General features: G+C 67.3%; 10 protein-coding genes. 8 read left to right on the plus strand and 2 right to left on the minus strand.

Going from position 1 to position 13,072, the window contains the following annotated elements; translation table 11 throughout:
- Positions 1–90: 90 nt before the first annotated feature.
- The 8 genes from QRN53_RS06245 (at position 91) to nrfD (ending at position 9,595) form a co-directional block, all read left to right on the plus strand.
- Entirely contained in the window at positions 91–1,383 is a 1,293-nt protein-coding gene (locus QRN53_RS06245) for a BNR-4 repeat-containing protein (RefSeq protein ID WP_285243140.1), read from the plus strand.
- A gap of 125 nt (positions 1,384–1,508) precedes the next feature.
- Complete coding sequence (locus tag QRN53_RS06250) at positions 1,509–2,417, plus strand: sugar phosphate isomerase/epimerase family protein (RefSeq protein WP_285243141.1); 909 nt, start codon at positions 1,509–1,511, stop codon at positions 2,415–2,417.
- Between the two features lie 160 nt (positions 2,418–2,577).
- Positions 2,578–2,745, plus strand: a complete 168-nt coding sequence (locus QRN53_RS06255; RefSeq protein WP_285243142.1) for a hypothetical protein — start codon at positions 2,578–2,580, stop codon at positions 2,743–2,745.
- Positions 2,742–3,506 (plus strand): cytochrome b N-terminal domain-containing protein, encoded by a 765-nt coding sequence (locus tag QRN53_RS06260; RefSeq protein ID WP_285243143.1) that lies wholly within the window; start codon positions 2,742–2,744, stop codon positions 3,504–3,506. The genes QRN53_RS06255 and QRN53_RS06260 overlap by 4 nt, the downstream gene beginning before the upstream one ends.
- Positions 3,503–4,456 (plus strand): hypothetical protein, encoded by a 954-nt coding sequence (locus QRN53_RS06265; RefSeq protein ID WP_285243144.1) that lies wholly within the window; start codon positions 3,503–3,505, stop codon positions 4,454–4,456. The genes QRN53_RS06260 and QRN53_RS06265 overlap by 4 nt, the downstream gene beginning before the upstream one ends.
- 131 nt (positions 4,457–4,587) lie before the next feature.
- Entirely contained in the window at positions 4,588–7,830 is a 3,243-nt protein-coding gene (fdh, locus tag QRN53_RS06270) for a formate dehydrogenase (protein ID WP_285243145.1), read from the plus strand.
- Positions 7,827–8,654 carry a 4Fe-4S dicluster domain-containing protein gene (locus QRN53_RS06275; protein ID WP_285243146.1) on the plus strand — a complete coding sequence of 276 codons (828 nt, stop codon included), beginning with the start codon at positions 7,827–7,829 and terminating at the stop codon, positions 8,652–8,654. Before fdh ends, QRN53_RS06275 begins: the two co-directional genes overlap by 4 nt.
- On the plus strand, positions 8,651–9,595 hold the full coding sequence (nrfD, locus tag QRN53_RS06280) for an NrfD/PsrC family molybdoenzyme membrane anchor subunit (RefSeq protein WP_285243147.1): 945 nt from the start codon (positions 8,651–8,653) through the stop codon (positions 9,593–9,595). Before QRN53_RS06275 ends, nrfD begins: the two co-directional genes overlap by 4 nt.
- A 59-nt stretch (positions 9,596–9,654) precedes the next feature.
- On the opposite strand, the gene QRN53_RS06285 is transcribed toward nrfD, so the two are convergent.
- Positions 9,655–11,655: a vWA domain-containing protein gene (locus QRN53_RS06285; RefSeq protein WP_285243148.1), complete on the minus strand. Its 2,001-nt coding sequence runs from the start codon at positions 11,653–11,655 to the stop codon at positions 9,655–9,657.
- 14 nt (positions 11,656–11,669) lie between these two features.
- The gene (locus QRN53_RS06290) at positions 11,670–13,058 is read right to left on the minus strand and encodes a sigma 54-interacting transcriptional regulator (RefSeq protein ID WP_285243149.1); all 1,389 of its coding nucleotides are present in this window, start codon (positions 13,056–13,058) and stop codon (positions 11,670–11,672) included.
- Positions 13,059–13,072 lie beyond the last annotated feature (14 nt).

Genomic DNA, 13,072 nt, shown 5'->3' on the forward strand with positions numbered 1-13,072 from the left:
CCAACCACACGGCCCTTCGCGGCTCCGTGGCCGGCGCCAGGCGGCGCCCCCACGGGTTGAACCCACCCCACCACGAGAGCAGGATTCCCCATGACCGGCAGGCAAACCCGCATCAATGACAACGGCGCGTGGTGCTGGTTCCAGGACGAACGCGCCCTGGTGGACCCGGCCAACAACACCCTGCTGGTGGGCTCCGTGGCCGCCCCGGAGGGTGCCGGCGGGGACAGCCGGGGCGGGAACATCGAGGTATCTGTCCTTGACCTCGCCACCGGGGACAGCCAGGTCCACGTTGTCCACACGAGGCTGGAGTCGGACGACCACAACGCGCCGGCGCTCCTCATCAGGCCTGACGGCCGCTACCTGGCGATGTACGCCAAACACAAGACGGACAACTATTCCCGCTGGCGGATCTCGACGCGGCCGCACGACGCCTCCGAATGGGGCCCGGAAGAACACTTCGACTGGACCGGGCTGGCCGGCGGGCGCGGCGCAACGTACTCCAACCTGCACCGGCTCGCCACGGAGTCCCGGGTGTACAACTTTGTCCGTGCCATCAACGATGACCCCAGCCTCATGGTGTCCGGCGATGACGGAACCACGTGGCAGTTCGGCGGAAAGCTCTTCACCCGACCCAAGATTGGCTACGTCAACGGCTACACCCGCTACTGCGGAAATGGCGCGGACCGCATTGACCTCATCACCACGGACCACCATCCGCGGGACTTCAACAACAGCATCTACCACGGCTACATCCGCGACGACGACCTGCACGACGCCCAGGGGAGGGTGGTCAGCACGCCGCTGATCGGCTCAGCGGGAATCGACCAGGCTGCCCTGACCACAGTGTTCGCGGCGGGCATGGACATCGGTGGCGACATCCTTACCCACGGCTGGACCGTGGACCTGCGCGGCCAGGGGCAGGAACTGGCCGCCATCATCAGCTGCCGCGCCAACGACGTCAACGGCCCCCTCGAGCGGGAACAGTTGCTCGACGTCGATGATCACCGCCTGATGTATGCGCGCTTCGACGGGACGCACTGGCGCGTTCATCCGCTGGCGGCCGCAGGCGCGGCGCTGCTGCCGCACGAACAGGACTACACAGGCCTGGGCGCGGTGGATCCGCATGACCTGGACCGGGTGTATATCTCCACCCCTATCAACCCGCGGACCGGGCATGCCACCGGCCATTACGAGATCTACCGGGGCCGGACATGGAACGGCGGTGCCACCTTTGAATGGGAGCCGGTCACCGCTGGCTCCGCGGTGGACAATCTCAGGCCGATGGTTCCACCCGGGGATCCCTCGGTCCATGCGGTCTGCTGGTTCCGCGGCAGCATGTCCTCGTCCCAGGCCTATTCGACAGACGTGGTGGTCCTGCACTGACACCGGACCGCTGGCCGATGCCCGGTGACCGAGTGTGATCGATTCGCTGCCGGCCGTTGACCACGCCGCGCCACGTGCGTCAAGGTTGAAACGTTATTAGTTTCTGCGACCCGCCAGGAAGAGCAATGGACCGCCCAGGGGAGATCGAACCACTACTGACGGTGTCAACACTGGGGGCGCCCGGCGAGAGCCTGGAAACGATCCTGTCCTGGCTGGCCGCCCAGGGAGCACGGGGCGTGGAACTGCGGCTTGGCCGCGGCGAGATCGCCGCCCCGGCGATGACCCGGGGCGAACGCTCCGAGCTCCGGTCCAGGATTGAAGGCGCCGGCCTCACCGTCACGGGAGTGGCCAGTTACATCAGGGTGGCGGACCCGGTTGCCGATGATCTGGTGGTGGGAGCGCTGGAAGCGGCACTGATCCTGGCCCACGATCTCGGCGCACCGGCCGTCCGGGTGTTCCCCGGAGCCCCTGCACACCCCTGCGGGTACCACCGTATTCCCGTGACTGTCCAGGCCAGGCAGGAAGCCAACGCCCTGGCAGCCGGCCGGCTAAGCGCCGTCGCGCCCCTGGCCCGGGACCTGGGAACGTACCCGGCGCTTGAAACGCACGATTCCCACCCGCGGGGCACCGATATCGCCGCCATCCTGGACATGGTGGAAGGGCCCGCAGGCGCAGTCTGGGACCTTATGCATCCGTGGCGGGTGGGCGAGAGCCTCGACGAAACGTGGCAGGCCCTGCACCCCTGGCTCACCGGGGCAGCGGGCAGCGTCCAGGTCAAGGACGCCCGGCTGCCAGCCAGCCGGACCCCGGCCCTGATCGGCACGGGCACCCTCCCCGTCGACGCCTTTGCGGGACTGCTCCGGGACACCGGCTACACCGGCCCCGTCTGCCTGGAGTGGGAGAAGGCGTGGCACCCCGACGCACCGCCGCTGGACGAGGCACTCCGATCCACTGCCAGGTGGTTCCGCCGCCACTGGCCGGCCCGGACGGTAGCCGACGACGCCGCAGGGCCGCACCTTCCCGGGCATCCGTAAGCGGGCATCCGTAGGCCAGCGATCGCCAGCCGAGTCTCCGGTCCGCCAAGCAGAATCGGTCGAGCCACCTGCGCGGCTCCCGCGGGACGAATGACCCTAGCGACGGATTTTTGGCCGTGGTGGACTCCTTGCGGGGGACCTCTACAGAATCGAGGATGCCATGGCCGGGTGGCTGGTAAATGGCGCGGCGACGGTGGGCGCCGGAACGTATTTTGGCTGGGACGGCTTCACCATCCAATCGGGAAACCTCATAGTGATCGCCGTGATGGTCATCCTGTTCATCCTGGCCCTCCTCCTGCCGTTTCCCGGCGGGAAGGGGCGAAAGTGAGCACCCGGGCCAAGCCGGCACCTCGGCTGCCGGGGCAGGACGCCGACGCTGGCACGTGGACGGACAAAGCCCGCCGCTGGTTGCTGGCGAAGCTTCCTCCGGACAAGCTCCTGCCCGGGGACCAGCCCATCTATGTGATGTCGTGGGCTTACGTCTTCGGCATGGGGGCGGTCGCGTCACTGGTGTGGATCATCGCCTCAGGGGTGGTGCTGGGACTGAACGGGCCCCAGTGGTACCACGTTTCCCCCCTTGGCGGCTTCGTCAACAGCAGCCACCTGTGGAGCGTGGAACTGTTCTTCATCTTCATGGTGGTGCACCTCTGGCTGAAGTTCTGGATGGCGGCCTGGCGGGGCGGCCGCGTGCTGACCTGGATCACCGGCATGCTCTCGTTCATCGTTTCCATCGTGGCGGCCTTCACCGGGTATCTCCTGCAAACTAACTTCGATTCCCAGTGGATTGCCTTCGAAGCCAAGGACGCGCTGAACTCCGTGGGGGTCGGTGCCTGGTTCAACGTGGCCAACCTCGGACAGATTTTCGTGTGGCATATCACCTTGCTGCCCTTGGCGGTGGGCGCCGTAGTGGTCCTCCACGCCCTGCTTGTCCGGGTCCACGGCGTCGTGCCGCCGCTGGATGCCTCCGAGGACGACGCCCAACTGAGCACCAACACCGTGGAGGTCGGCGGCAACCCTCCCGGCGCCGGCCGGCAGGTTGCGCCCGCCACCTCCCTGACGCCGGCCGAGCCCAAGGACGCGGCGCTGTGACCGGCAAGGGGGCCGCCACCTCGTGGCAGAAGCGGGACGACGTTGCCGGCCGACCATGGACAGGCCGTGTCCGCGAGTATGACCTCCTCAAGGAACTTACGATCGGTGTGGTGGTGGTTGGGCTCATGGTGCTCGGCGTCTCGGCACTCTTCGGTGCACCTGATGAGCCCAGCGTCAGCCTCAAATCCTGGGCCGCCTCGGCCCCGGCGGACTTCGTCGCAACCGCGGCCAAGGAACTGGCCGGGACATCCGATACCGCAGGATACGGGCCACCGTACAACTCCACTCCGGACGCGTCACAGAAAATAGGCCCAGTGGACCTCCAAAGCCTCCCGGGCGTCCGGCTTCCAGTCGATACCGCCCAGGACTTCGTGATTGGCCCGCTGGAGCAGTTGCCGTCGCCCCCGGCCGCCCTCGCTGACTGGACAGCCGCCACGGAGCAGCAGCGATCCGACTGGGCGTCCGCCTATTCCGACGCCCTCGCAGCGGCCCCCGACAACGACCCCGCCAAGGTGGCGGACGGCTCCTACGGACCGGTCCCCGCGCTCACCGGTGCGTTGGCGGACATGGCACGGCAAGGAACCCTGGATGGCGTACTTCAGGGCGGCGGAACCTTCTACAACCTGGACTACACCCTCAGCCTCCTGTTCCTCGGAGATGGCAGCTACTTCCCCGGTCTCGCGGCAAGCCAGCATCTTTCCGGGGACCAGTGGGGCGTCATGAACGAGACCGGGGACACCCCGGGGCAGTCCTGGTTGTGGCTCTTCTCGCTCCTGTACCAGGTGGAACCGTTCAAGTCCTCCCCCAACGCCGACGCCCTCGCTGTGGTCACGATGGCCGTGCTGACTGTGCTGCTGACACTGCTGTCGTTCATCCCGGGCCTGCGCTCGATACCGCGGAAGCTGCCGGTCCACCGCCTGATTTGGAAGGACTACTACCGGCACCGTTAAGCGTGGCGACACCGGAATCCGGCGGGCCGGCCCAAACGGGTGCAGAAATGCTAAGCCCCTGTTAGCATTTTCCTCACGCGCCTGTGACCCGCGCCACAGGCATGTCGATTCAACGTCCAAAGGGGTGCCCCATGGTGAATCCGCTGCAATGGCCCGTCTTGCGCCAGCTGCTCGAGAACGATCCCACCGGCAGGCATCATGCGGTGAAATCGACCGCCACCGAAAACCTCACGCCCCGGATAGCCACCGCGGACCATGTGGTCCCCTCCGTCTGCCCCTACTGTGCCGTGGGGTGCGCCCAGCGCGTGTACGTCAAAGACGAAAAGGTCATCCAGATCGAGGGCAACCCGGACTCCCCCATCAGCCGTGGCCGGTTGTGCCCCAAGGGTTCGGCTTCGCTGCAGCTGACCACCGGGGATTCCCGCGAAAAGTTTGTGCTGTACCGCCGGCCCCACGGGACCGATTGGGAACGGCTGGACCTTGAGACCGCCATGGACATGGTGGCCCAACGCGTGGTGGACACCCGCCGGGAGACCTGGGAGTGGGAAGCCGAGGGCGTCCGCACCCGCCGCAGCATGGGCATCGCCAGCCTGGGCGGCGCCACCTTGGACAACGAAGAAAACTACCTCATCAAGAAGTTGTTCACCTCCCTGGGCATCGTCCAGGTGGAGAACCAGGCCCGGGTCTGCCACAGCTCCACGGTGGCGGCACTGGGCACGAGCTTCGGCCGGGGCGGCTCCACCACCTACCTCCAGGACCTCCAACGCGCCGACTGCATCCTGATCCAGGGATCAAACTTCGCCGAAGCACACCCGGTCGGATTCCAGTGGGTCATGGAAGCCAAGGAACGCGGGGCCAAAATTATCCACGTGGATCCGCGGTTCTCCCGCACCAGCGCCCTGGCCGACACATTCGTTCCGCTCCGTGCCGGGACGGACATCGCCTTCCTGGGCGGCCTGATTAACTGGGTGATCACCCACGACGCCTACTTCCACGAGTACGTGGTCAATTACACCAACGCCGCAACCATACTCGGCAAGGACTTCCGCGACACCGAAGACCTCGACGGCCTCTTCTCCGGATTCAACCCGGACGATTCCTCGTATGCAACCGATAGCTGGCAGTATGAGGGCGGCTACGCGGCCGCATCCTCCGGTGAACGTGACGCCGACGAGCAGGAAGGCAGCAGGCTGGGGGAATCCTCCCACGCCCAGTCCCACGGTTCCGGCGGCCCCGGCGTGACCGGGAAGTGGCACCGGGACGAGACACTGCAGGATCCGCGCTGCGTGTTCCAGGTCCTGCGCCGGCATTACTCGCGGTACACCCCGGAGATGGTGGAGCAGGTGTGCGGGGTGCCGCAGGCGTTGTTCGAGGAAGTGGCACAGACACTCACCAGCAACTCGGGCCGGGACCGGACCACGGCCTTCGCCTACGCCGTGGGCTGGACACAGCACACCACGGGCACGCAGTACATCCGCGCCGCGTCGGTCCTGCAGCTGCTCCTGGGCAACATCGGGCGGCCCGGCGGCGGGATCATGGCCCTCCGCGGGCACGCCAGCATCCAGGGCTCCAGCGACATCCCCACCCTCTTTGACCTGCTGCCCGGCTACCTGCCCATGCCGCACGCCAAACAGCACCTGGACCTGGCCGGATATGTCGAGGCGGACTCCGCCAAACAGGGTTTCTGGGCCAACATGTCCGCGTACACCGTGAGCCTCCTCAAGGCCTGGTGGGGCGATGCCGCCACAGCGGAGAACGACTACTGTTTCGACTACCTCCCCCGGATCACGGGCAGCCACAGCACCTATGACACCGTCATGGCGCAGCTGGACGGAATCTGCAAGGGCTATTTCCTCATGGGTGAGAACCCCGCCGTCGGGTCCGCCAACACCCACCTGCAGCGCGCCGGGATGGCCAACCTCGACTGGCTCGTGGTCCGCGACTTCTCGTTGATCGAAAGCGCCACCTGGTGGAAGGACGGCCCGGAAATCGCCACCGGGCAGATGCGCACGGAGGACATCGGCACGGAAGTCTTCTTCTTCCCCGCCGCAGCCCACACGGAAAAGGCCGGCAGCTTCACCAACACCAACCGTTTGATCCAGTGGCGCGAGCAGGCCGTGGAGCCTGAAGCCGAGCGCCGCAGCGACCTCTGGTTTATCTGGCACCTTGGCAAACGCATCCGGAAGCTGCTGGCGGACTCGCACGACGACGCCGACCGCCCCATCCTGGACCTGACGTGGGACTACCCAACCATCGGCACCCAGGATGAACCGGACGCGGACGCCGTCTTCGCCGAGATCAACGGCCGCGGCGCGGACGGCACGCCGCTCTCCGCCTATACCCAGCTCAAGGACGACGGCTCCACATCATGCGGCTGCTGGATCTACTGCGGCTGCCGCGCCGACGGCATCAACCAGGCCGCCCGGCGGAAACCCCACACCGAGCAGAGCATTTCCAGCCGCGAATGGGGCTGGGCATGGCCGGCCAACCGCAGGGAGCTGTACAACCGGGCCTCGGCTGATCCGGAGGGTCGGCCGTGGAGTGAACGGAAGAAGCTCATCTGGTGGGACGCGGAAGCCGGAAAGTGGACGGGCGACGACGTGCCCGACTGCGAGCCCACCAAACCACCGTCCTACCGCCCCGGCGAGGACGCCACGGGGCCGGATGCCCTTTCCGGTATCGACCCGTTCATCATGCAGTCCGACGGCAAAGGCTGGCTTTTCACCCCCGCCGGCCTGACCGACGGGCCGCTTCCCACGCACTACGAGCCGCAGGAATCACCCTTCGACAATGCCCTCTACGGCCAAAACCGGAACCCGGTCCGCAAGCTCCTGAAGCGTGAGGGCAACCGGTACCAGCCCAGTGGCCGGGAACCCGGCGCGGAGGTATACCCGTTCGTGCTGACCACCTACCGGCTCACGGAGCACTTCACCGCCGGGGCAATGACCCGTTGGCTGCCCTACCTTGCCGAGCTGCAGCCGGAGTCGTTCTGCGAGGTATCGCCCGAACTGGCGGCCGAGCGCGGACTGACCAACAACGGCTGGGCCACCCTGGTCTCCGCCCGCGGAGCCATTGAGGCGCGGGTCCTGGTGACCGGCCGGATGAAGCCGCTCACCGTTCAGGGGCGGACCGTGCACCAGATCGGGATGCCCTACCACTGGGGCCCCAACGGGCTCAGCCGCGGCGATGCAATGAACGAGCTCTCCTCGATCGCCATGGACCCGAACGTGCATATCCAGGAGGTCAAGGCATTGACGGTGGACATCCGTCCCGGGCGCCGCCCGCAAGGCCCGGCCTTGCCGTCACTCGTGGCGGAATACCGCCGGCGGGCAGGCATCGATGAGCACACCGGCCAGGAAGGAATCAAGGCATGAGCGTCACCCAGTTGGGAATGCCCGCCATCGGAGCACCGAGTGAAGCGCGGAAGGGCTTCTTCACCGACACCAGCCTCTGCATCGGCTGCAAGGCCTGCGAGGTGGCCTGCAAGGAATGGAACTCGCTGCCGGCGGACGGGCCGCTGAAACTCACCGGCGAATCCTTTGACAACACCTCCAGGCTCAGCGCGGATACCTGGCGGCACGTGGCGTTCATCGAGAAGAAGGTCCCGGCCCCGGCGTCGGGCGGAACCGAGGGCATCAAGTGGCTGATGTCCTCGGACGTCTGCAAGCACTGCACCAACGCCGCGTGCCTGGACGTGTGCCCCACCGGTGCGCTGTTCCGTACCGAGCACGGGACCGTGGTGGTCCAGCAGGATATTTGCAATGGCTGCGGGTATTGCGTTTCAGCGTGCCCTTACGGCGTGATCGACCAGCGGCCAGACGACGGCCGGGCCTTCAAGTGCACCATGTGCTACGACCGCCTGGGTGTCGGCGAAGAGCCGGCATGCGCCAAGGCGTGCCCCACCCAGTCCATCCAGTATGGCGAGCTTGATGAGCTCCGGGAACGGGCCGATGCCCGCGTCGCGGAACTCCATGAGCGGGGTGTGGACGAGGCCAGGCTCTACGGCAGGGATCCCGACGGCGGGGTGGGCGGCGACGGCGCCTTCTTCCTGCTGCTCGATGAACCCGAAACATACGGTCTGCCGCCGGACCCCGTGGTGACCACCCGGGACCTGCCTGCCATGTGGCGCCGGGCCGCGGGTGCTGCGGCCGGTCTCCTGGCGGGGGCCGCCGTCGTCTTCTGGGGAGCCAGGAAGTGAGCCGCCGCCGGGAGCGTGAGGAATTCACCTCCTACTATGGCCGCCCCATCCTCAAGGAACCCACATGGGAGGCAGCGGACATCGCGGGGTACATCTTCGCCGGCGGTGTGGCCGCCGCCTCCTCAATGCTGGCCGCAGGCGCCCAATACACCGGACGGCCCGCCCTGGAACGCCGGGCTAAACTCACGGCGCTGACCGCAATTTCGGTATCAGCGGCGGCGCTGGTGCATGACCTGGGCCGGCCGGAACGTTTCCTGAACATGCTGCGCGTGGCCAAACCCACTTCGCCCATGAGCATGGGTTCTTGGATCCTGTCCGTGTACGGCCCGCTCGCCGGGGCGAGTGCGGCATCCAATATCACGGGGCTGTTCCCGGCGGCCGGGCGGGCCTGCGGCCTTGGTGCGGCTGTCAGCGGCTCCGCGGTGGCCACCTACACGGCTGTGCTGCTGGCCGACACCGCGGTCCCCACCTGGCATGACGCCCACGAGGTCCTGCCGTTCGTTTTTGCCGGTTCGGCCGCGGCCGCCGGCGGTGGCATCGCCACAGCCCTGGCGCCCGTCGTGGAGGCCGGTCCCGCACGGCGGATGGCCGTGGCGGGTGCGCTGTTGGAAACGGTAATGAGCCTGCGGATGGAACGCAGCGGCCACTTGAGCACGGAGACGCTGCGGGAGGGCCGGGGCGGCACGTTGATGCGCCTGTCGAAGGCCTTCAGCATCGGCGGCGCAGTCGGACTGGCCCTCGGCGGGCACCGCTCGCGTACCGTCAGCGTGGTGGGCGGCCTCGCCGTGGCTGCGGGTTCTGCCCTGCTGCGGTTCGGCGTTTTCGAGGCTGGAAAAGCCTCGACGCGCGACCCCAAGTACGTGGTGGTCCCCCAGCGGGAGCGCCTCAACGCCGCCGAAGCCGCCCGCCGGGAAGCCGCGGGGATCGAAGTGGCCGCCTGAACCGGCCGGCCGGACGGAACCAGTACTCGTAGCCGGGACGCCCAGCCGCGCCCGGCCGGTCAGAACCAGTCGCCGTCGGCGTAGGCACTGCGGACGTGTGCCCGGAGGTATTCCCCCACCACCGCAGCCCCCAGGTCCCCGACATCGGGTGCCACCACGCGGCCGTCAACCCGGTTGGCCATCCGCTGGATGAAGCGCTCCAGGCCGGGATCGTTTCCGAGCCGGAAGAAGGTGGTTTTGGCCCCGGTCCTTCCCAACCGGTCCAGCTCGGCAACGGTGGCCCGGATGGTCTCCGTGTCCGGCGGCCAGTTGAACCAGGAGTCTCCGTCCGGCAGCAGGTGCGCGGTGGGTTCGCCGTCCGTCACCACCAGGAGGATGGGTTGCATGGACGGATGGCGGCGGAAGAAGCGGCCTGCCAGCAGGAGGCCGTGATGGAGGTTGGTGCCCTGTTCGCGGAGGGCCGGCAGGGCGGTCAGTTCGGCGATATCCATGGACTGGGCGTACCGGCCGAAGGTGACAAGCTGCAGCCGGTCGCCGCGGAACCGGGTGGACACCAAGTGGTGCAGGGCCAGCGCGGTTCGCTTCATGGGGACCCACCGCCCTTCCGCGGCCATGGAAAAGGAGACGTCCACCAACAGGACGACGGCGGCCTGGGTCCGGGCCTCTGTTTCGGTGACCTCGATGTCTTCGACCGCGAGGCGCAGTCCCCGGGCCGGATCGCCGCCGTCGGCCATGGTGCGGCGGATGGCGTTGGTCATGGTGCGCGTGACGTCCCACGGTTCGGCGTCACCGAACTCCCACTGGCGGCTGGAGCCGGACTGTTCGCCGGCTGCACCAGAGGCCCGGGTGTCCCTGTTTCCCTGCCGCCCGGACAGCTGTTTAGCCGTATCGCGCAGCAGCGACTTCCCCAGCCGCCTCATGGCTTGTGGTGAAAGGCGGAGATCGCCGTCCGCGCCCCGCCGAAGGTAACCGCCCTCCTGCATGGCCCGCTCGATCTCCGCCAGCGTCCGCGCACTGACGGCCGCGTCCTCGCCGAGCTGCCGGGACAGCGCATCAAGGTCCAGGTCATCAAGGCTGGAGCCGTTGTAGCTTTGCGAGAGCTGATCCGAGAGTTCATCCAGTTCGGCGAGGTCCTGCAGCACGCCGGTGCCGTCCCCCAGCCCCAGGCCTTCCTGTCCCTCGAAGCGTTCGGACCCGGTCCAGTCCTCCCCCGGGCGCAGTGCCTGCAAGGACGCGTCGAGTTCGCTGAGCAGGGCCATCAGTTCAGGCGATCCGAAGGCCTGGGCGGACAACTGCATCAGTTCGTCGCGCTGTTCCGCGGATATGGATTGGAGGAGCCGCTGGGCAGCAGCGGCACGTTGCGCCAAGGCATCCACGAGCTCTTCCACCGATTGCGGGTCTTCCGGGAAGAACTGGCCGTGCCTCGCCATGAACTCCTGGAAATCGGCCTCTGTGTCTTCGCCACGGCGGTGCTTCGCCAGCAAACCGTTGAGGTCCCGAAGCATGTCGTTGACGGCCTCGCGGTCCTCATCGGTGGCGCTCTCCAGCGCCTGTTTCATACCGGCGAACCGCTGTTCCAGGACCTCCCGGCCCAAGAGGTCCTTGATTCGTTCGTACGCCTCCTTGGCGGTTCCGGACTGCCAGTCGTAGGAGGCAAGCTCGTTGACCGCCGCAGCGGTGGAGGGCGGCAGGTTCTGCAGCTGCATCTCCCGGAAGGCGCGTTCGGTATTGTCCATCATGGCGTCCCGGGCCAACTGCTTGCGTTCCTCCAGGACGGCCGTATCCAGGAGCTTCTTCACCTCATCCAGGGTGCCGTCCAGCCGGTGCCGGCTCAGCAGGTCCCGCCGGCGCTCCTGGACGCGGCGGGCAAGATCGTCAAGGCCGTCGCGGTTCCGTCCACCACGCCGCAGGAACTCCTGCAGGGCATGGCGGGGCGAGTAGCCTGCCATCACGTCCTCGGCCACGGCGTCGAGGACCTCTGCCAGGTCCACCGGCGGAGCCAGCGGGTCCGGGCCGCCGGAGTACCGGCCGTACCTTGCGGACCTCTTGTGGATGGCCATGCTGCCTCCTGTTCCTAGCCGTAGATGGTTTCCTCGTCGTCGGACTCCTTGGAGATGCGACGGCCCAGATACAGCCCTTCCAGGGCCAGTTCGACGGCGGCGGCTCGGTGTCCGTCGTTCGTCGCGCCCAGGCGGCGGCCGATTTCCTCGTAGAGGCCTGATCCGTTCAGAGACGGGAGGTTGCCGAGGAACTCCTGTGCGGTGACCTGCTCCCCGGTGGTGACTGTGCGGTGGCCGTCCAGCGCGGACACTAGCGGGCCCATGTCCAGGCCCTGGAAGTGGGCCCTGACGGCCTCGGCGGTGGCGGTGCGGAGGAGGTGGTCGAGGATGCCCTGCTCCCGCCCTTCCTCGCCTGATTCGAACTCGATCTTGCCGGTCAGGACCTCCACGGCGGGTTCCAGGTCGATGATCCTGGCCACGGCATGGTCCTCACCGCGGAGCCGTGCCCGGCGAAGGGCCGCCGCGGCCACGGTCTCAGCCCCCGCGATGGCAAACCTGGCCGAAACCCCGGACGTCTGGTTGATGGCCGGAGACTCGCGCAGCGCACGGGTATAGCGGGCAAGGATCTCCAGGATGAAGGGCGGAACGTCAGCCACCAGCCGGCCCTCCTGCCGGATGACGGAGACCTCGTCCTCTAGTTCGATCGGGTAGTGGGTCCTGATCTCGGCCCCGAAGCGGTCCTTCAGCGGGGTGATGATCCGGCCGCGGTTGGTGTAGTCCTCCGGGTTGGCAGAGGCCACAACCAGCACGTCGAGGGGCAGCCGCAGCACGTAGCCGCGGATCTGGATGTCACGTTCCTCCATCACGTTCAGCATGGCCACCTGGATGCGTTCGGCCAGGTCCGGGAGCTCGTTGATGGCAATGATCCCGCGGTTGGAGCGCGGAATCAGGCCGTAGTGGATGGTCTCCGGATCCCCGAGCCTTCGGCCCTCGGCCACACGCATGGGATCGACGTCGCCGACAAGGTCCGCGACGGAGGTGTCAGGCGTTGCGAGCTTTTCGACGTATCGTTCGGAACGGTGCCGCCAGGCGATCCGCAGCCGGTCCCCTTCGGCGCGGACGCGGGCCCGGGACTGTTCGGTGATCGGCTCGAACGGGTGCTCATTCAGTTCCGAATTCTCGATCACCGGAGACCACTCGTCCAGCAGCCCGGCCAGGGTGCGCAGGATGCGGGTCTTGCCCTGTCCCCGTTCTCCCAGCAGCACCAGGTCGTGGCCGGCGATCAAGGCACGTTCGAGCTGGGGCAGGACGGTCCGGCTGAACCCGTACAGCCCGGGCCAGGGGTCGCGCCCTTCCGCCAGGGCGGCCAAGAGATTGTCGCGGATTTCGTGCCTCAGGTCCTTGAGGACGTGTCCTACTGCGCGGAGTTCACCAACGGTATAGATTTCGGGGCGATCGGTCACTCCTCTACCGTAAT

The organism is Pseudarthrobacter sp. fls2-241-R2A-127, assembly GCF_030209355.1.
In the GTDB taxonomy this organism is placed as follows: domain Bacteria; phylum Actinomycetota; class Actinomycetes; order Actinomycetales; family Micrococcaceae; genus Arthrobacter.